The organism is Nocardia neocaledoniensis, from assembly GCF_003182135.1.
GTDB classification, from domain to species: Bacteria; Actinomycetota; Actinomycetes; order Mycobacteriales; family Mycobacteriaceae; genus Nocardia; species Nocardia neocaledoniensis.
On record NZ_QGTL01000016.1, the window covers coordinates 62,690 to 82,408 of the forward strand.

Sequence of the window (19,719 nt, forward strand, 5' to 3'; positions counted from 1 at the left end):
CCATGACCGCACAACCCGTCGCAGCGATCGTCGGCATGGGCGATGCCTATGCCACCCGCGCCGATCGCAAGGACCCGCTGCAACTGGCCGTCGAGGCCACCGTCGCGGCGCTCGCGGACGCGGGGATCACGAAGAACCAGGTGGACGCCCTGTTCACCGGCCGCTCGCCGTGGGCCGACAAGCGCTCGCAGTGGAACAACATCTTCGCCTCGCATATGCAGATGCCGCTGACGTTCACCAGCGAACTCACCCTGCACGGCGCCGGCCTCACCGCCACCCTGGCCCAGGCATCGCAGATGATCGCCGCGGGCAAGGCGGAATACGTGCTGTGCCTGCAGAGCGATGCGACGGAGTTGTTCGTAGACGCCGTGGCCATGGGCGCGGAGGCCGACGCGGATCCGCAGTTCGAAGTGATGTACGGACCGACGATCCCGTCCCTCTACGCCCAGGCTGCGCGCCGGTATTTCCACGAATTCGGCATCACCGAAGCCGATCTGGCCGAGGTCGCCGTCGCCAACCAGCGGTGGGGAGCGCACCACCCGCACGCGGCCAAGGCCAAGCACGGTGGGATCGATGTCGCCACGGTGCTCGCCTCACCGTATGTGGCGACGCCGTTGCGGCGGTGGATGTGTTCCACCTGGGGTGGTGGCACCGGTGGCGCGCTGGTCGTCACCGCGCCCGACAATGTGCGTCCCCACCAGAAGCCCGTCTACCTGCACGGGTACGGGTCGGCGACCACACACGAGTATCTGTCGGATCGAATGAACATGCGCTCCTGCAAGTTCGACGGTTTCGGCACCCTGCCCAACCTGACCCACACCGCCACCATCGAGGCGGCGCGGCAGGCTTACGCGATGGCCGACCTCGGTCCCTCCGATATCGACATGGTGCAGATGTCGGTGAACTTCGCGCACATGGGCCCGATCGTCATGGAGGACTTGGGCTTCGCCAAGAAGGGCCGGGGCATCGACGTCTATCGCGAGGGGCGCACCGGCATCGACGGCGACCTGCCGACCGACACCAACGGCGGCTGGCTGTCCTTCGGCCAACCCGGCATCTCCTGCAACATGGACACGATCATCGAGACCGTGCGCCAGCTGCGCGGGCAGGCGCTGGGGCTGGCGCCGACCCGCAAGCCGGAGACCGCGCTCGTGCAGGGTGCGGGCGGCATGTTGGCGGCGGGCAGTGTCCTGGTGCTGGCGGCCTGAGCGGAATCGGAGAACATGATGAGTGAAGCAACCGCACACAGCGAGTGGCCGCAGCCGTACCAGCTACTCGACGCCGCACCGTACTGGGCGGCACTTGCCGAGCGGCGCTTGACCTTTCAGCGCTGTGACGATTGCGCTGAAGCGGTGTGGCCCGCGCATTCCTACTGCCCCTACTGCGCCTCGGCGGCGCTGACCTGGGCGGAATCGGCCGGACGTGGCACGGTGTACTCCTTCAGCACGGTGATGCGTGGCCCGACCCCGGTCTGGGCGTCGATCACGCCCTACACCGTGGGGTTCGTGCAGATGGCCGAGGGCTACCTGCTCTTCGCGCAGATCGACGGCGAGCCGGATTCGATCGCGATCGACCAGGAGGTCGCCGTCCGCTTCGTCGAACGCGGTGCCCAGATCGTCCCCGTCTTCGCCGCCGCGAACCCCGGGTAGCGCCATGACAGCACACCATCGACCCGGACCAGGGCAGGAGCAGCCGATGCAGCACGAACTTCCACTGTCCGGAATCGTCGTGGTCGAACTCGGCGACAGCGCCTCGGCGCCGTTCACCGGCAAGATCCTCGCCGAACTCGGCGCCGAGGTCTGGAAAGTCGAACGACCCAGCGGGGATTCGTCGCGTGGCTGGGGACCGAGCATGTGGAAAGGCAGCGGGGCGGCGTTCCACGCGCTCAACCGCGGCAAACGGACCATCAGCATCGACATCAAGGATCGCGAGCAGTTGGCGCTGCTGCACCAATTGATCGCCGAACGGGCCGATGTGTTCCTGCACAATCTGCGACCGGGCTCCGCCGCGAAGTACGGTCTGGACGCCGAAAGCCTGCGGGTCACCAAACCCGAGCTCGTGCACTGCGAGGTCGGCGCGTTCGGGCACACCGGGCCGATGAACACCCTGCCGGGTTACGACCCGCTGATGCAGGCCTTTTCGGGAATCATGAGCATCACCGGTGAGCACGACGGACCACCAGTCCGCGCCGGCGTATCGATCGTCGACTTCGGCACCGGCATGTGGGCCGCGATCGGCATCCTCGCCGCGCTGCACCGCCGCACCTCCAAGCTCGACGGTGCCGCGGTGAACGCGTCGCTGCTGGAAACAGCCATCGCGTGGATGTCGATCGGTGTCGCCGGGTACAACGCCGACGGCACCCCCGGCGAACGGCACGGCTCGGGCGTCGCCTTCATCGTCCCGCATCGCGCGTATTCGGCGGCCGACGGCGATCTGATCGTCAGCTGCGGAAACGACGGACTGTTCGCCCGGCTGAGCGAGGCACTGGATCGGCCGGAATGGGCGGACGACGAGCGGTTCGCCACGAACGCGGGCCGGCTGGCCAACCGCGCGGAAATCGACCGGCTGATCGGCGAACGGCTGGCCGAACAGCCTCGGGAGTACTGGCGAAAACACTTGCAGGACTTCGGTGTTCCCGTCGCGCCGGTGCAGACCACCGCGGAGATGGTCGCGCACGAGCAGACCAAGGCGCTCGGCATCATCGGCGCACCGTCCGAGGACGAGATCGGTGTGGTCGGGTTGCCGTTGTCGTTCGACGGCCGTCGCCCACCTCCGCTACCCGCGGCACCGGACATCGGTGCCGCCGACGCCGACCTCCGGGCCGGTCTCGGTCAGCGCGGCGGCGGGCATCCCGGCGCGGACGGGCTGTCGGACGTCGCGCCTGAGCGCCGCGGTGCGGGTGGGCCGGCCGGCGGTGACGATGAGCGCCCGGCTGCCGGTCGGCCCACGGCTGGTGGCGTCGGGCAGCGGGACACCAATGAGACCTCGGACGACATCGATCAGCGCGGGAGCGGGGTCGGCGATGAGTAAGGGCGGTCCTCTCGCGGGGGTGCGGGTGGTCGAACTCGGCGGGGTCGGACCCACACCGTTCTGCGCCATGCTGCTGTCGGATCTCGGCGCCGACATCATCCGGCTCGATCGCCCGCCCGGCTACGACGGCGGCGCGCCGATCGAGGCGCGATTCGATCTGCTCAACCGGGGCAGGCGCAGCGCCGTCGCGGATCTGAAGAATCCCGCGGCGGTCGAGGCCGTGCTGAGAATGGCAGGCACGGCCGACATCGTGCTCGAGGGATTCCGCCCGGGTGTCGCGGAGAAACTGGGCCTCGGCCCGGAACAGTGCCTGGCCGCGAATCCGGCACTGGTGTACGGCCGGATGACCGGCTGGGGCCAAGCTGGTCCATTGGCGCCCGACCCCGGCCACGACATCAACTACATAGCACTCACCGGCGTCCTGCACGCGGTGGGTCGCGCCGGCGAACCACCCGCCGTCCCGCTCAACCTCGCGGGCGACTTCGGCGGCGGCGCACTGTATCTCGCCCTCGGCGTGGTCTCGGCGCTGCTGGAGAGCCGCACCTCCGGCCGCGGCCAGGTGGTCGACGCGGCGATGGTCGACGGCTCGGCCTCGCTGATGACGCTGTTCTACGGCCTGTTCGCCGCGGGCTATTGGAGCGACGAGCGCGGCGTGAACCGGCTCGATTCGGGCGCGCCCTGGTACAACGTCTACGAAACCGCCGACGGCGGCTGGATCAGCGTGGGCGCCAACGAATCCCGCTTCTGGCGCAACCTGTTGCGGATCACCGGCATCGACGAAACGCAGATGCCCGATCAGCACGACAAGGCGCAGTGGCCGGCGATGCGGGAGCGGTTCGCCGCGGTGTTCCGCACCAGGACCCGCGACGAATGGTGTGCCCTGGCGGCCGGGCAGGACGCGTGCCTGACTCCGGTGCTCTCGCTCACCGAGGCACCCCGCGACGCGCACCTGCGGGCCCGCGGCACTTTCCTCGAGGTCGACGGCGTGGTCCAGCCCGGGCCCGCACCGCGTTTCAGCCGGACACCCGGTGCCATCCAGCGACCCCCCGCCGAACCCGGCGAGCACACCGACGAGGTGCTGAGCGACTGGGGGTTCACCCCGGCCGAGGTGGCGGCACTGCGCGAGCGGGGCGCCTTCAGCTGACCTCCATTCGCCATCGCCCGTACGGCGGAGTGGGGACGTGGCCGCGTGCCGAGTGAATGAAGAACCCCATTTCTACGCATCTTTCCGAGCACATGTCGCGGCGCGTGGCGGCTCGCTCCGGACGCTGAACGGCGGGAACGACGACGGCGGTGCTCGGCCGGATGAGCCGGTCGGGCACCGCCGTGCGTGCGGAAGTTTCGTCTGCTGACCACAACCCCGGCCGCCGGAGGGCCGCCGGATGGATGTCGTTATCCGGTTGCGGATCCGGATCGGGTCCGCAGGGTCTGCGGTGTGTGGGCCGCGCCCGTCGACACCAGATGCTCGATCTCGGCCGCGCCGAAACCGTACTCGCTCAGGACCTGTACCGAGTTCTCACCGAGTCGTGGCGCGGGATAACGCAATTCGGGTGCGTCTTCGCTCCACTGCTGGGGGATGCCGAGCGATCGCAGCAACCCTTCGGTGGGGTGTTCCTGCTCGATGAAGAATCCCACGTCCTTCATGTGCGGATCGTCGAGAAGGGTTTCGGGGGTGTTCATCTCGATGGCGGGGATGTCGGCCTCGGCCAGGATCTGCACCCATTCCGCGGTCGTCCTGGTTTCGAGCACCTCGGCGAGGAATGCGTACAGCAAACCGATGTTCTCGGTGCGGCCGCCGATATCGGCGAAGCGCGGGTCCTGCGCCATCTCCGGCTTGCCGGCCAAGGCGAAGAAGCGGTGCCAGTGTTTGTCGTTGTAGACGTTCACGCCGAGGTAGCCGTCACGGGTGCGGTAGGGGCGGCGGTCGGAATTCATCATGCGCGCGTAGCCGGAGGTGCCGATCGAGGGGATGAAGGTGTGGCCATAGAGATGGTCGCCCAGCGCGAACTGGGCGAACGTCTCGAACATCGGGACCTGCACCTCCTGGCCGTGGCCGGAGCGTTCCCGTCGGTAGAGAGCGGTGGTGATGGCGTTGGCCGCCGCCATGCCGACGACGCGGTCGGCGATCGCGGTGGCGATGTAGGTGGGTTCGCCGGTCTTGCGGCTCTGCAGGACCGGCATACCGACGGCGGCCTGGATCAGGTCGTCATAGGCGGGTCGGTCGGCGTAAGGGCCGTTCTGTCCGAATCCGAAAGCGCCGCAGTAGATCAGGCGGGGATTGCGTTCGCGGACCTGTTCGTAGGCCAGGCCGAGGCGGGCCATCGATTTCGGGCGCAGGCTGTAGAGCAGCACATCCGCCGAGGCCAGCATGCGCTGGAGCGCGGCGTTGCCGTCGGCGGACTTCAGATCGAGCACCACACTGCGCTTGTTGCGGTTGAGGTGCAGGAAGATCGCCCCCATGCCCGGGTTGCGGCGTGGACCGACACCGCGGGTGGTATCCCCGGCCGTCGACTCGATCTTCACCACATCGGCGCCCATATCGGCCAGCAGCAGGGTCGCGAACGGGCCCATGAAGTTCGAGGTCAGGTCGAGGATGCGCACGCCGTCGAGCGGTCCGGTCATGTTCGTCTCTTTTCGTGATGCGGGGACACGGCCGGGACAACTCACCGGCAGCGGTCGTGAATCGTGCCGGGAGAACCCGAGGCCCGGTCACCGGCTGAGCTCATGGTAAGCCGCTGAGCTGCTCGAACCCAGTGACATGTTCCGAAGCGCGAGTTCACGATGGTCGAATCGCCAGCGTCCATAGCGACTGTAGTTCTTACTGGGATCGACTGTTCATGGGAAGAATCTTTCCCATTGTCGGCTGCTTCTGTCGGAGAGAAGGTTGTCGCATCGGCTTCGAGCCGGAACAGATCTCATCGAAAGGATCGTGCCTGATGCGCACAAGCGTCACCTTCCCGAGCAACGGCCTGCGCCTGGCGGGCATCCTGTTCACCCCCGACAACCGTGGCGGCGAGCGCCTGCCCGCCGTGGTGGTGTCGCACCCAGGCGGTGGTGTCAAGGAGCAGACCGCCAGCATCTACGCCCAGCGCCTGGCCGACAAGGGGTATGCCGCCCTCGTGTTCGATGCCGCCTACCAGGGCGAGAGCGAAGGCGAACCGCGCTTCCTGGAGGACCCCTTCCAGCGCAGTGAGGACGTCAAGTCCGCCGTCACCTTCCTGACCACCCGTGACGACATCGACCCCGCCCGCATCGGCGCCCTCGGCATCTGCGCCTCCGGCGGTTACGTGCCCTTCGCCGCGCAGACCGACCACCGCATCAAGGCCGTGGCCACCGTCAGCGGCCTCGACATCGGCGACTACCTGAGCAACGGCCTCGGCCGCACCCAGGACCCGTCGGTGCTGCAGGAGATGCTCGACGCCGCCGGTGCGCTGCGCACCGCCGAGGCGCAGGGCGGCGAGCCCAACTACCAGATCTGGGCGCCGCCGAGCGCTGAGGGGCTCGACGGCGCGCCCGAGCTGTACCGCGAGGCTCACGACTACTACCGCACCCCGCGCGCGCAGCACCCGCGCTCGGAGAACAAGTGGCCGCTGCAGAGCATCGACCGCATCGCGCAGTTCGACGCGTACGCCAAGATCGCGATGATCTCCCCGCGTCCGCTGCTGATGATCGTCGGTTCCAAGGCCGATACCGCCTACTTCAGCGAGGAGGCCATCGCCAAGGCCGCCGAGCCGAAGGAGCTGTTCGTCGTCGACGGCGCCAGCCACATCGACCTCTACGACGTGGACCAGTACGTCACCCCGGCCGTGGACAAGCTCGACGAGTTCTTCGGTAAGGGCCTGGCCGGCTGATCCCGGCCGCACACAGACGTCTGCCCCGCACGGGTGATCCTCGTGCGGGGCAGACATTTTCGTGTGTCGGTCAGGGAGTCTTCACCAGGATCGGTCCGTCACCGAAGATCGTTCCGGTATCGACCGACGGCAGGGCGGACCGGGTCAGCGTGCCGTCGTCACCGACGTCGAAGATGTGGATCTTCGTCGTCACCGTGGCGGGCAGGCAGTCGGCGACATAGAGGTGGCGCTCGTCGTCGCTGAGCTTCACCAGCCCGGGGAAGGAACCCGCGGGCGGCTTGAACGGTGAGCCCGGCAGGGCAGTCAGGGCACCGTCGGAACCGATCGAGAAGCCCGCGACCGCGCCGCCCGCGACCTCCGGGATGTAGACGAAGCGCCCGTCGGAGGTCACCTCGGCCGCGTGCGGCATCCCGCCGGTGGGATAGGGCGAACCCGGGGTCGGCGTCAGGCGGCCGTCGTCACCGATGGCGAAACCGGAGACATTGCTGCCCTGCTCGTTGCTCACGTAGACGAAGCGTCCGTCGGGGGTGTAGCCAGGATTCACCGGGAGACGTCCGCCGGGTACCGGAGCACCGAGTGAGGTCAGTTCGCCGTCGGGACCGATGGCGTAGCTGTGGATCAGCGCGTCCGCCGCGCTCGTGAACCGCAGATACCGGCCGTTCGGGTCGACGGTGACCATGGGAAAGACGGCGAATCCCTCGACGGTGGTCTCGCGCAGGAAAGTCAGTGCGCCGGTGGGGGAGACCGCGTACGTACTGAGCCGTCCGGGGACCCCTCCCGCGCCGATGAACAGGAATCGTCCGTCCGGCGTGAGTATCGAGGTCACCACCGGCCCACCGCTGAAGGCGACCTCGCCACCCGGGATCGGATGCGCGGTGCCGTTGTCGTCGAGGTGGTAGCCGGTGACTCGTTGGGCACCCACCTGAGTGACATAAACATTGCGGCTGTCCGGTGCCGCGGCTACCGACAAGACCCCCGGCCCCGCGCCGAACGGTGAACCTGCGACGGCGGTGAGTCCGCCGTCGTCAGCGATGCGCATGACCGCCACGTTCCCCGTCGCGGTGCCACCCATCAGCAGGAACTCCGAGTTCTGCGCGGGCGCCGCGCTCGTGGTGCCCACCGCCCACCCGGCGCCGAGGAGAACCGCCGCGAGCGTGGCGGCCGGTTTTCGGAACAGCCCGGCGCGACGGTGCGCCCGCTGCCTTGCGAATATCGTCATGATCGCGGTCAGACGCCCAGGAAGTCGTGGTAGCGGAAGGTGATCTCGCCGTCGAGCATCTCGAGGAGTTCGGCGATCACGCCGGACTCGTCACGCCAGGCGAGGTAGGCCTCGAAATCCGCGCGGCTGTCCCACTTCTCGACGAACAGGATGCGCGCGGGCTCGTCCTGGTTGCGGGCGACCTCGACGCTGATGTTGCCCGCGAAGCTGCGCGTGCCCGGCAGGTTCTTGACGAACCATTCCCGCAGGTCGTCGAATCGGCCTTCTTTTGCCGCCATGTCGATTGTCACCTGAATAGCCATGAAGCAGACTCCTGTCGCGGAATGGGAAATGTTCGGCGGAATTCCGGCAGCGAACGCAACGACTGTAACGCCCATCACAACGACTTCCAATTGACGTTTCGGAAATCAGCAATTCGGCAGAGATGAAGTGTGCCGGTGCGTGGAGTTCGGTGCGGGTGAAGCGATGCTTCGGGAAAAGTCAATTGCTCCGGTGACGAGCGTCCCTATGATCGAAATCACGCATCGGAGAATTCGTCTCCCGCCACATTGTTCGCAGCGTCTCGGTGACTGTCGAATCGGTAGTGCGGCGCATTTCGGCTGTATCGCCCACGATGGGCCGCCGACTTCACAGGGAAGATCAAGCGTGAGAATACGAGAACACCACGTCGGCAGACGTGCGCGCCGGGCGTCGCTCGGGGTCCTGGCGGTCACCGCCGCGCTACTGATGGCCGCACCGGCGAGCCCGGCACACGGTGCGCCAGGGGCCGACTACCTCTATGTCGCAGGTTCGGCGTCCGATCGCTTGCTCGGGTACCGGGTCGGACCCGAGGCACTACCTCGTCTGGTGGCCGATGTGGCGACCGGCTTCGGCAACCTGTCGGTGAAGGAGTCGGCGGATCATCGGTTCCTCTACGTGCTGACCATCGCCCCGACCCGGCGGGGAGCGGCGGTGGCCATCGGCCCCGTCGGCTCGCCGGCGGGTGGGCCCGTGCCGATGCCGGTGGTCTCGCCGGACAGCCTGAACGTGTACGTGAGCAACTACGCAGCGGGTTCGGTCACGAGGTTCGAACTGCGCGCCGACAGCACGGTCTCACCCGCGCGGGAAACGATGCGCACCGGCGGCGGCCCGGTCAGCCCCAGTTTCTCCCCGGACGGGCAGTACCTGTACACCGCCAACGAGCACACCTCGAGTGTTTCGGTCTTCCGGCAGCAGCCGAGCACGGGCGCGCTGGTCGAGGTCGCGGGATCACCGTTCCCGGCCACCGGACTCACACCTCACGGCATCGGTCTCAGCCCCGACGGCCGGTTCCTCTACACCCCGAACGCGCTCACGAACGACATCAGCGGCTTCGCGGTCGAACCCGACGGCGCGTTGCGACCACTGCCCGGCTCGCCGTTCCCCGGCGGGCCCGTCGGCACGTTGCCGGGGCAAGTCTTCGTGTCCTCCGACGGTCAGCGGCTCTACGCCGTGGATCTGGCGGGGACCTCGCCCGCGCCCGCCGCCGCGCTGCGCAGTTACCGCATCGCCCCGGACGGCACCCTGACCCCGGACCCCGCTCCGGCCGTCGGTACCGGCCTGCTGTTCTCCGCCGCATCGATGCTCGTGGCCGGGCGATGACCATGTGGGCCGAAACGAGTGTCCAAGAATCTGGACACTCGTGTGATCTGTATTTCCCTATTCTCGAATCGGGCCGCTACGCATCGGCAATTTCTGCACGGCGGACCACCGCCCATTCGCACATTCCCGCCCTGCCGGAATCACCGGCAACTCGAAACAAAGGTGAGAAATGACTGCCACCCTTCCCGAAACCGCCGCTGTCGACCGTGACGGTGTGCCGCATTACCGGCTTTTCATCGATGGCGCGTGGGTCGATACCGATACCGCCATTCCGGTGATCGATCCGGCCACCGAAGAGGTCGTGGTCACCGTCGCGCAGGCCGACACCAGCCACGTCGACGCGGCGGTGGCCGCCGCCAAGCGGACCTACGAGTCCGGTGTCTGGCGTAACACCCCGCCCGCCGAGCGGGCCGCCGTGATCGAGCGGGTGATCGCCGCGCTCAGCACCAAGATGGACGAACTGGCCGTCCTGAGTGCCAAGGAGACCGGCATGCCGGTGCGGCTGGCGGGTGCCATCGGCGTCGGCTTCCCGCTGATGCACCTCGGCCACTACGCGGAGCTCACCCGCACCTACGAGTGGGAGCGTTCGGGACCCGTTGCCGGCCAAGTTCTTTCGGCGAGCTTCATCCGTAAGGAGCCGGTCGGTGTGTGCGCGGGCATCGTCCCGTGGAATTTCCCGGCGGTCATCGCCGTGTGGAAGTCCATTCCGGCGCTGGCGGCGGGCAACACCGTGGTCCTCAAGACCGACGAGAAGACCCCGATCTTCGCTCTCGAGCTGGCCCAGCTGCTGAAGGAGGCCGGCCTGCCCGACGGTGCGCTCAACATCGTGGTCGGCGACGGCCCGACCGTCGGTGCCCACCTGGTGAAGCACCCCGATGTGCGGCTGGTGTCGTTCACCGGCTCCACCGCCACCGGCCGTCAGGTGATGGCGGACGCCTCGGGCACCGTCAAGCGCGTGCTGCTCGAACTCGGAGGCAAGGGCCCGAACATCGTGCTCGACGACGCCGATCTCACTGCGGCAGTAGATGGTTCGATCTACGCCTTCCTGCTGCACGCCGGTCAGGCGTGTGAGTCCGGCACCCGGCTGTTGCTGCCCGCCTCGATCCACGACGAGTTCGTCGCGCGCCTGGTCGAACGGCTGAAGACCCTGAAGATCGGCAGCCCGCTCGACCCGGCCACCGATATCGGCGCGGTGATGAACAAGACCCAGCACGAGCGGATCCTCGGCTACATCGAGAAGGGCAAGGCCGAGGGCGCGACCGTCGTCGCCGGTGGCGGCGTGCCGACCGGTCCGGGTTTCGAGAAGGGCTACTGGGTGGAACCGACGGTGTTCACCGGGGTCACCAACGACATGACCATCGCCCGCGAGGAGATCTTCGGCCCGGTGCTGTCGGTGCTGAAGTATGAGTCCGAGGACGAGGCGCTCGAGATCGCCAATGACACCGAGTACGGTCTGGCCGCCGCCGTGTGGAGCCGCGACAACCAGCGCGCGCTGGCCGTGGCCCGCCAGATCGAGGCCGGTTCGGTGTGGATCAACGACTACCACAACATCTCCCAGTACCTGCCCTTCGGCGGATTCAAGCAGTCGGGCACCGGCCGTGAACTCGGCCCCGACGCGCTGAACGAATTCACCCAGGACAAGGGCATCACCATCGACCTGTCCGGTGATGTCAGCCGGCGCGCCTACGGCCTGGTGCTCGGCACCCCGCCCTCGGCCGAGTAGCACGTTTTCCGCAGCACCCGCGCGCCCGAGGACCGGGCTCGTCGTCGAAGAAGATTCAATGGAGAATTCATGATCAAAGGTCAGTTCACCAACTTCAAACTGATCGTTCGCGATCTCGACCGCTCGCTGGCGTTCTACAAACTGTTCGATCAGAAGGTCGGCGCGCTACTCGAATTCGTCGATCCCGAAGTCACCGAGGTGATGTTGGAGAACTCCGAGGGCGTGCGCACGCTGGTTCTGCTCAACGGTGACCTGCTGCCCGCGCCGGCCCCGGTCCCCGGATACGCGCCGCTGGTGCTGGTCGTCGACGATGTCGCCGCGGCGGCCGCCGAGATCAAGGCGGCCGGGTACGAGATGCGCGTCGAGCCGACCGATTTCGGCCCGGTCAGCCTGGCCATGGTGGCCGACCCGGACGGCTATCTGGTCGAGCTGGTCTCGGGTGACCCGAACGCGGTGCAGAGCCCGCCGCCGGGCACCAAGATCCCGCACCCGGTGCCCTACATCCACGATCACGCATGAACGGGGTCGTGACCACGGAAGCGGTGCTGCGGTCGGCGTTCGGCACCGACGGCGGCGTCGGGCACCTGCTCATCGACGGTGCGTGGGTGCCCGCCGCGGCGGGTTCGACGTTCGAGGTGGTCGATCCGGGCACCGAGGAGGTGGTCGGCCGGGTCGCCGAGGCGTCGGCCGCCGATGTCGATGCCGCCGTCGCCGCGGCCCGGCGCGCCTTCGACGAAGAACGGTGGCTGCGGTTGTCCTCGACGCAGCGCGGCGTGGTGCTGTGGCGGGTGGCCGAACTGATCGAGGCGAGGTCCGAGGAACTGGCGCGACTGGAGAGTCTCGACGTCGGTGTGCCTGTCTCACAGGCGAAACCGATGGTCGCGGAGGCGGTCAACCAGTTCCGCTATTTCGCGGGCTGGGCCGACAAGATCCAGGGCACCACCGTCGACCTCGGCACCGCCGAGCGGCGGCTGCAGGGCGCCACCTACCGCGAACCGGTCGGTGTGGTGGCGATGATCGTGCCGTGGAACGCCCCGCTCATCGCCATGTCGATGAAGCTGGCGCCCGCGCTGGCGGCTGGGTGTACCTGTGTGCTCAAGCCGTCGGAGGAAGCGCCGCTGTCCGCGCTGGCTCTGGGCCGGATCCTGCTCGAGGCTGGCGTGCCGGCCGGTGTCATCAACATCGTCACCGGTTTCGGGGAGACGGGTGCGGCGATGGCCGAACACCCGGGTGTCGACAAGATCAGCTTCACCGGCTCCACCGAGGTGGGGCGCAAGATCGTCGCGGCGGCCACCGGCAACCTGAAGAAGGTGTCGCTGGAACTGGGCGGCAAGTCGCCGGTGATCGTGCTGCCCGATGCCGATCTGGCGGCCGCGGCGGCGGGTATCGCGCTCGGCGTGTTCTGGAACTCGGGCCAGATCTGTACCTCGGGCACCCGGCTGTTCGCGCACGCCGACATCTACGACGAACTCGTGGACGGCATCGCCGAACAGGGTCGCGCGATGGCGATGGGCTACGGCGCGGACCCGGATGTCGTGCTGGGACCGCTGGTTTCGCGACGCCAACTCGACCGGGTGGCCGGGTACGTCGACGGCGGCGTCGCCGCGGGCGCCCGCGTGGTCTGCGGCGGAAAGAGAGTGGGGGAGAAGGGGTTCTATTACGAGCCGACTGTCCTCGCCGACGCGCGGCCCGAGATGGCGATCGTCCGTGAGGAGATCTTCGGTCCGGTCCTCGCCGCGCTGTCGTTCACCGATCTCGACGCGGCGATCGCCTCGGCCAACGACACCGAATACGGTCTGGCGGGCAGTGTGTGGACGCGCGATGTCGCGCTGGCGCACCGAATCGCGCGCCGGCTGCGTGGCGGCCGGATCGGCGTGAACATCCATCGGGCGGGCGGAGTGCAGATGCCCGTGGGCGGATTCAAGCAGTCCGGGTGGGGCCGGGAGAACGGTCCCGACGCGCTCGAGGGCTACCTCGAGACGAAATCGGTCGTCACCTTGCTCGACCGCTGATCTCCACCGAGCACCTTCGATCCCTACTCCTGAAAGTTCGAGCACACCATGACACCTCTCCCTGACGGTCTGGAGCAGAAGATCCAGTGGGTCGTCGACCTCGAGCAGATCAAGATTCTGATGGCGAAGTACTGCCACGGCATCGATCAGAAGGACGAGCAGACCTTCATGAGCATCTGGTCCGACGACGCCGACTATCTGCTGCCGCGCGGTGAAGGACACGGCACCGAGGGAATTCGGGCACTGGTGCAGAAGGTGTGGCGCGAAGTTCCCCAGTGCCATCACCACATCACCAATCCGGTGATCGACATCCAGGGCGACATCGCGACAGCGGCCACCGACGTCTTCTACTTCCGGCTCACCGCCGACGGCACGAAGGTCTTGCTCTCGGGCACCTACGCCTTCGAATTCGTCAAGCGCGACGGGCAGTGGCTGACCCGGAGTCTGGCCTTCGCGAGCTTCGTCGCCGACAGCCCGGTTTTCGGGTAGCGCCGACAGCAGAATTCCGAGCAGGCCCCGCGACGGTTGTCGCGGGGCCTGCTTGTGGTGTGGGCTGAGCCAGGAAGTCGTTGCGGCACAGTCGAAGTGTCCAGATTTCTGGACAGGTGCAGGCGCCGTGCGTCCGTAATCTCCTGGCATCGGCAAGAAGACGATCCCGTTCAGCCGCTGAGAGTTGGGTTATCGCACATGAGCAGTATTTCCGAAGCAGACAAGATCGCGGAAGCGTCGATGGCGGTCGTCGACCGGCACATCGCCGCGATGAGCACACGCGACGTCGAGACGATCGCCGCGGACTATTCCGAGGACACCGTCATCATCACCACGCTGGCACCGGAGCCGCTGATCGGCAAGGCGGCGATGAAAGCCTTTCTGGCGACATTGCTGGCCGCCGGCGCCGCGGAAGTCGACGCGGCGGCGTCTCCCACGTTCATCCGCAAGGAGGCGGTCGGCGAGTACGTCTACCTCGCCTTCGACCTGGGCAACGGCAGGACTGCGACCGAGACCTACCACGTGCGCAACGACCTGGTCGTGTTCGAGACAGCGACGTTCTGAGCACTCGGGCATTGGTGCCTTCCCGCGCGCCGATGCCCGATCACGCTCGTACAGCGGCGAATTCGGTGTGATGATCGCGAATGACCAAGGCCGAGCGCAGGTTCCACAAACCGGTGGGGTCGGCGATGTCGAAGCCGGTGAGCCGGAAGATCCGCTTGAGCCGATAGTCGACGCTGTTGGGGTGCAGGTGCAGCCTACGGGCGGTGCGCCGGCGATCGAGGCCGCACTCGACGTAGGTCCGCAGCGTCTCGAGCAGATCGGGGTGGTCCTCGAGCGGGTCGAGCAGCGTGGCGAGGGCATCGCGGCCGGGGCCGGGACGGGTGAGCTGGTATTCGACCGCGATGTCGCTGAAGCGATGCAGGCGCCCGGTCATGCCGAGCCGGACGACCACGTCCAGCGCGGCGTGAACCTGTTCGGCCACCAGCGGCAACTCGCTGGTCGGCGCGCGCATCGCCACCCCGGTCGGGATGTTGCCGTCCGCGATGCGGAGTGTCTCGACGAACGCGGCGATCGCGGTGAACTCCGCGAACGCCGTGTCGGGGATGAGGATCGTGGTGCCGGTTTCGCCGAGCAAGGCCAGCGCACTCGGGCCGAAACGTCGTCCCAGTTCCGAATACAACCGTGCGACAGTGGGTTCGGCGATGCTGCGGGGAGCGCCCGGCTGCCGACCGCGGCGCCCCGGAAAGTAGAGGGCCACAATCGCGTACGCGTCGGCGACACCGATCTGGTTGCACTGCCCGAGCACCTTCGAGGCATCACCGCGCAGCAGTGCCGCCGCGACCTCCTGCCCGGCCTCGATGCTCTGCTGCGTCTGCCGGCCCGCTCGGCCGTGCACACGCGCGACGATGCCTGTCGCGGTCCGCACCGCGCGCAGCACCTGCCCGGAGTCGGTGGCGAACGGGGAGGTCGCGGGTGCGACGTCGACGACCAGCTCGATGGCGCCGATGACGAGCGACAGCGTGGTGTGCAGGTCGACGCCGAGCCGGGCACACGCGGCCACGGCCTGTTCGAGACCGGCCACCGCCTCCGCGTCGTCGTCGAGCCTGCCTGCGGCGGCGAAGGCTCGGGAGGCCAGGGTGAGCAGTAGCTCCCGTACCTCGCCGGAGGCGCTGTCGGTGGACATGGTGGAGTCGACCATCCGGGTGATCGTCTGGTTCACCTCGTGAACTCCCATCCTGCGTTCCTCGACCCAGCTCGCTGGAGCGTGCCGGGTGCCACCCGTGCGGAGCGGCGTTGGGCGAGCCTAAGCCGGGTGTTCACGACGCGGTGTCCAGCAATTTGGACACCCCGAAATGGTCGATTGCTCAGCAAGTGGGTGTCACAGGTGGGGTGGATGTCACGTATGAGGCATAATGCATGAAAGGCGACCGAAAGGATCCTCGCGATGGACACCACCCTGCAGCGTTTGCCGCGCAGTGCGAACAAGCAGCGTCATCAGCTGTCGGAGGATGTCGCGACCTATGTCCGCGAACTGATCATCTCCGGCCGCGTCCGTCCGGGGGAGTTCCTGCGGATCGAACCGATCGCCGAAGCCGTCGGTGTGAGCAACACCCCGGTGCGCGAGGGTTTGCTGCTGCTCAGCGGGGAGGGTTTCGTCGAGTTGGTTCCCCGGCGCGGGTTCGTGGTGTCGGAGTTCAGCAAGCAGGACGTACACGATCTGTTCTGGGCGCAGGCGGCGATGGCCGGCGAGCTGGCGAGCCGGGCCGCCAAGTCGATCTCCACCCGCGAACTCGATCATCTGGCCGAGGTGGTCGCCGCGCACGCCCGCGCGGCCGAGGACGATGCCGACGAGGCGCTGGTCGTCTACGGCCACGAATTCCACCGCACGATCAACCTGGCCGCCGATTCGCGCCGCCTGGCCATGCTGCTCGGTACCGTCGTCAAGCAGTTGCCGAATCGGTTCTACATCAACATCGAGGGCCACGGCGAGGACACCCTGCGCGATCACCCCGCGATCCTCGACGCGCTGCAGAAGCGCCGGGCCAAGGCTGCCAACAGCCTCATGCGTGAGCACATCATGTCCGGCGCCGACGAGCTGATCGCCATGTTGGAGAAGCAGGGTCTGTGGGCCGAGCAGGCCCGCAAGTCCACCGCCTGATCGCTCGCGGCGGGAGCGTGGCGCCGTCTTCCGCTGCCGCGTGCCTGCTCGAGGGCCTGTCGTCACGACGTAAAATATAGTATATATTACGTTCAGTTACTTGCGTCACAGTGGTGAGAGGACATTCCATGACGAAGTCGGTTGCGGCGGGCGTGCTGCCCGCGCACCCCGAGGCGTCCTATATCGATGGCACCTGGGTTCCGGTGTCGTCCTCGGAGACCTTCGAGGTCGTCAATTGCAGCACCGAGGAGGTCGTGACCTCTGTCGGCGCGGCGAGCGCCGACGACGTGGACGCCGCCGTCACGGCCGCGCGCCGGGCCTTCGACACCGGCCCGTGGCCGCTGCTGTCGCCGGCCGAGCGGGCCGGGTACCTGCGGGCGATCGCCGCCGAACTGACCAGACGGGGTGACGATTTCGCGCGGTTGTGGTCGATCGAGTCCGGCATCGTGTACTCCCTGGCGCAGACCCGGCTGCCGCTGTTCCTGTCGGGCGCGTTCAACGCCTATGCCGATCTGGCGGAGTCGTTCCCGTTCCGGGAGCAGCACACGCCCGCGGCGGGGGGTGCCGGGTTGCTCGTGCGCGAACCGGTGGGCGTCGTCGCCGCGATCGTCCCGTGGAACGGGCCCGCGGGCCTGATGGCCTACAAATGCGCGCCCGCGTTGCTCGCCGGGTGCACGATCGTGTTGAAGCCGCCGCAGGAGGCGCCGACTTCGGCGTACCTCTTCGCCGAGATCTGCGACAAGGTGGGGCTGCCGCCGGGGGTGCTCAATGTCGTGACCGCCGACCGGCAGGTGTCGGAAACGTTGGTCCGCCACCCCGGTGTGGACAAGGTGACCTTCACCGGATCCACCGTGGCCGGCCGGACGATCGGCGCGATCTGCGCCGATCGGATGGCGCGCTGCACCCTCGAACTCGGTGGCAAGTCGCCCGCGCTCGTGCTCGACGACTACGACATCGAGACGGCGGCGAAGGTGCTCACCGGGGGCATCAGCTACCTGGCCGGTCAGGTGTGCCACAGCCTGACCCGCGTCATCGTGTCCGAGAAACGCCACGACGAACTGGCCGACGCACTCGGCGCGGCGATGAGCGCGGTCCGGGTCGGCGACCCGTTCGACGACGCCGTCACCATGGGTCCGCTCGCCTCCGCGCGCCAGCGCGAACGCGTCGAAAGCTACATCGCCGCGGGGAAATCCGGCGGTGCGCGCCTGGTGACCGGTGGTGGTAGGCCGAGCGGGCTCGAGCGTGGCTTCTTCGTGGAGCCCACGGTGTTCGCCGGCGTCGACAACGGATCGGTGATCGCGACCGAGGAGATCTTCGGCCCGGTCCTCGCCGTGATCGCGGCGAAGGACGAGGACGATGCCGTCGCGCTGGCCAACGACAATCCGTACGGTCTCAACGCCTCCGTGTTCACCAACGATGCCGACCGGGCCTACCGGGTGGCGCGCAAGCTGCGGACCGGCACGGTCGGGCAGAACGGGCCGCGCACCGACTTCTCGATCGCTTTCGGTGGTTTCAAGCTGTCGGGCATCGGTCGCGAAGGCGGCTCGGAAGGGCTGCTGCCGTTCCTGGAAACCAAGACACTCGTGCTCGAGAACGAGCCGGCCGATATCCCCGGCCTGGGTAACTGATTCCGGTATCGATGCCGACGTGATCGCACCGGTCGTTGGCCGAGCGCCGTCCTGACCGATCGCGAAAAAGGGCTCCACACATTCGATGTGTGGAGCCTTTCGCCTTTTCGGGCGAGTGCGGCCGCAATATTTTCGATGTCCATTTTCTTGGACACCCGGCGGTCGGAACCGTGCCTATCGTCGGAGCGGAACAGACGGCGGGCAAGAGCCGGAAATTCTGTCACAGCGCAATTCGCGCGATTCTTAGGTGGTTGGGGAGCAGTGGTGCTCGTCCGGCCGTGGGAGGTATCTCAGATGTTCCGAACCAGGCGTGATCACGCGCGGCAGGCGACCGCGGGCTTCACGATGGCCTTGGTGCTCGCCGCGGGGAGTCTGCTGCATTCGGCGACCGCATCGGCCGAATCGGGCGCACGTTTCGTCGTGATCGGTGGCGCCGCGTCATCGAACATCAGCGTGCTCGGTCTCGACGACGCGGGCCGCCTGTCGACTGTGCCCGGCTCACCGTTCGCGTCCGGGACCGGCTCGCTGGCGGTGACGGTCACCCCGGACGGGCGCACGGTGTACTCGGTCAACACGGTGTCGGGCACGGTGAACGGTTTCCACCTCGGCGGTGACGGTGTGCTGACCCCGATCCCCGAGGCGGCGATCGAGCTGGGCGGGCCCGGCGTCGGAGCCGTGGCCTCGCCCGACGGGACACGGCTGTTCGTGACGAGCGGGTCGGTGACCAACGATCTGCGCACCTACTCGATCACCGCCTCCGGGGGACTGGTGCTCACCAGCTCGGTCCAGGTGCCCGGGGTGAGCGGCCTCAGCCAGCTCGCGATCTCGCCGGACGGTCGCTTCGTGTTCGCCGTGGGCTGGTTGGAGGCGACGGCGTTCAGCTTCGCTGTCGGCCCCGACGGTGGGCTGACTCTGGTCGATTCCGTCGGGGCGGGTCTGATGTCGACTCTTCCCGGAGTGACGCCCGACGGTCGTTTCCTCTATGTCAGCAACGAAGCGGGCGGCGACATCTCGGGATACGCGATCGGCGCCGACGGGTCACTGAATCCCGTGCCGGGGTCGCCGTTCCGTACCGGGCTGATGCCGCTGCCGCACGGTGCGATCTTCACCGCCGACAGTCGCCGGATGTACATGGCCGAGGCGATGGCGGGGCGGATCGGTGGGTTCCGGATCGCGGAGGACGGGTCGTTGAGCCCGCTGCCCGGATCGCCCTACCCGGCGCCCGCGGGCACGCTGCCGGGGCGCGTGGTCGTCGACTCGCGGACGCAACGGGTGTTCCTCATCGACACGCTCACCGTCGGCATCACGTCGCGGGTGCACACGTACGCGATGGCGCCGGACGGTCGCCTGACGCCGACCGGGGAGCCGGCCGTCGACACGGGGCTGATCTTCGCCGACGGCGCGAACGCGGCACTGGCAGAGCAGTGATGATATTACATATATTATATTGAGGAGATCCGCACAGCAGTTGCCAAGGAGGCACAC

At 67.7% G+C, this 19,719-nt stretch carries 18 protein-coding genes; 14 read left to right on the forward strand and 4 right to left on the reverse strand.

All coding sequences use genetic code 11. The features are described 5' to 3' along the window. The first annotated feature begins 2 nt into the window (after window positions 1–2). The 4 genes from DFR69_RS30415 to DFR69_RS30430 are packed head-to-tail and all read left to right on the forward strand — an operon-like array spanning window position 3 to window position 4,174. Entirely contained in the window at window positions 3–1,208 is a 1,206-nt protein-coding gene (locus DFR69_RS30415; protein ID WP_110041124.1) for a thiolase family protein, read from the forward strand. Between the two features lie 18 nt (window positions 1,209–1,226). Continuing rightward, the gene (locus tag DFR69_RS30420; protein ID WP_110041201.1) at window positions 1,227–1,649 is read left to right on the forward strand and encodes a Zn-ribbon domain-containing OB-fold protein; all 423 of its coding nucleotides are present in this window, start codon (window positions 1,227–1,229) and stop codon (window positions 1,647–1,649) included. Between the two features lie 46 nt (window positions 1,650–1,695). Then, window positions 1,696–3,030, forward strand: a complete 1,335-nt coding sequence (locus tag DFR69_RS30425) for a CaiB/BaiF CoA transferase family protein (protein WP_244198537.1) — start codon at window positions 1,696–1,698, stop codon at window positions 3,028–3,030. After that, complete coding sequence (locus tag DFR69_RS30430; RefSeq protein ID WP_110041125.1) at window positions 3,023–4,174, forward strand: CaiB/BaiF CoA transferase family protein; 1,152 nt, start codon at window positions 3,023–3,025, stop codon at window positions 4,172–4,174. Before DFR69_RS30425 ends, DFR69_RS30430 begins: the two co-directional genes overlap by 8 nt. 248 nt (window positions 4,175–4,422) lie before the next feature. Here the strand turns inward: DFR69_RS30430 and DFR69_RS30435 are convergent, their stop codons facing one another. After that, window positions 4,423–5,652, reverse strand: coding sequence for a CaiB/BaiF CoA transferase family protein (locus DFR69_RS30435; RefSeq protein WP_110041126.1), 1,230 nt, complete (start codon window positions 5,650–5,652; stop codon window positions 4,423–4,425). A 314-nt stretch (window positions 5,653–5,966) separates the two neighbouring features. Between DFR69_RS30435 and DFR69_RS30440 the strand changes: the two genes are divergently transcribed. Then, on the forward strand, window positions 5,967–6,881 hold the full coding sequence (locus DFR69_RS30440; protein ID WP_110041127.1) for an alpha/beta hydrolase: 915 nt from the start codon (window positions 5,967–5,969) through the stop codon (window positions 6,879–6,881). A gap of 70 nt (window positions 6,882–6,951) precedes the next feature. Here the strand turns inward: DFR69_RS30440 and DFR69_RS30445 are convergent, their stop codons facing one another. Together DFR69_RS30445 and DFR69_RS30450 are read right to left on the reverse strand one after the other, a co-directional pair. Next, complete coding sequence (locus tag DFR69_RS30445; RefSeq protein ID WP_110041128.1) at window positions 6,952–8,100, reverse strand: lactonase family protein; 1,149 nt, start codon at window positions 8,098–8,100, stop codon at window positions 6,952–6,954. A gap of 8 nt (window positions 8,101–8,108) precedes the next feature. Next, window positions 8,109–8,402, reverse strand: a complete 294-nt coding sequence (locus DFR69_RS30450; RefSeq protein ID WP_167456464.1) for a putative quinol monooxygenase — start codon at window positions 8,400–8,402, stop codon at window positions 8,109–8,111. Between the two features lie 343 nt (window positions 8,403–8,745). On the opposite strand from DFR69_RS30450, the gene DFR69_RS30455 reads away from it, so the two are divergent. From DFR69_RS30455 to DFR69_RS30480, 6 genes are all read left to right on the forward strand, one after another. Beyond that, the gene (locus tag DFR69_RS30455) at window positions 8,746–9,720 is read left to right on the forward strand and encodes a lactonase family protein (RefSeq protein WP_167456465.1); all 975 of its coding nucleotides are present in this window, start codon (window positions 8,746–8,748) and stop codon (window positions 9,718–9,720) included. Between the two features lie 169 nt (window positions 9,721–9,889). Next, window positions 9,890–11,443, forward strand: a complete 1,554-nt coding sequence (locus DFR69_RS30460; RefSeq protein WP_110041131.1) for an aldehyde dehydrogenase family protein — start codon at window positions 9,890–9,892, stop codon at window positions 11,441–11,443. 69 nt (window positions 11,444–11,512) lie between these two features. Further along, a complete protein-coding gene (locus DFR69_RS30465) occupies window positions 11,513–11,962 on the forward strand; it encodes a VOC family protein (RefSeq protein ID WP_110041132.1) in 450 nt (149 codons plus the stop codon). Then, window positions 11,959–13,455: an aldehyde dehydrogenase family protein gene (locus DFR69_RS30470; RefSeq protein WP_110041133.1), complete on the forward strand. Its 1,497-nt coding sequence runs from the start codon at window positions 11,959–11,961 to the stop codon at window positions 13,453–13,455. Before DFR69_RS30465 ends, DFR69_RS30470 begins: the two co-directional genes overlap by 4 nt. Window positions 13,456–13,503: 48 nt before the next feature. After that, window positions 13,504–13,944, forward strand: a complete 441-nt coding sequence (locus tag DFR69_RS30475; RefSeq protein WP_110041134.1) for a nuclear transport factor 2 family protein — start codon at window positions 13,504–13,506, stop codon at window positions 13,942–13,944. Between the two features lie 240 nt (window positions 13,945–14,184). Next, on the forward strand, window positions 14,185–14,508 hold the full coding sequence (locus DFR69_RS30480) for a nuclear transport factor 2 family protein (protein ID WP_167456466.1): 324 nt from the start codon (window positions 14,185–14,187) through the stop codon (window positions 14,506–14,508). Window positions 14,509–14,548: 40 nt separating this feature from the next. Here DFR69_RS30480 and DFR69_RS30485 read toward each other — a convergent pair whose 3' ends face one another. Further along, window positions 14,549–15,682, reverse strand: a complete 1,134-nt coding sequence (locus DFR69_RS30485) for a PucR family transcriptional regulator (RefSeq protein WP_110041136.1) — start codon at window positions 15,680–15,682, stop codon at window positions 14,549–14,551. Between the two features lie 210 nt (window positions 15,683–15,892). Here DFR69_RS30485 and DFR69_RS30490 point away from each other — a divergent pair, with 210 nt between their 5' ends. From DFR69_RS30490 to DFR69_RS30500, 3 genes are all read left to right on the forward strand, one after another. Further along, a complete protein-coding gene (locus tag DFR69_RS30490; RefSeq protein WP_110041137.1) occupies window positions 15,893–16,606 on the forward strand; it encodes a GntR family transcriptional regulator in 714 nt (237 codons plus the stop codon). A 128-nt stretch (window positions 16,607–16,734) separates the two neighbouring features. After that, the gene (locus DFR69_RS30495; RefSeq protein ID WP_110041138.1) at window positions 16,735–18,234 is read left to right on the forward strand and encodes an aldehyde dehydrogenase; all 1,500 of its coding nucleotides are present in this window, start codon (window positions 16,735–16,737) and stop codon (window positions 18,232–18,234) included. Window positions 18,235–18,528: 294 nt separating this feature from the next. Next, complete coding sequence (locus DFR69_RS30500; RefSeq protein ID WP_167456467.1) at window positions 18,529–19,662, forward strand: lactonase family protein; 1,134 nt, start codon at window positions 18,529–18,531, stop codon at window positions 19,660–19,662. Window positions 19,663–19,719 lie beyond the last annotated feature (57 nt).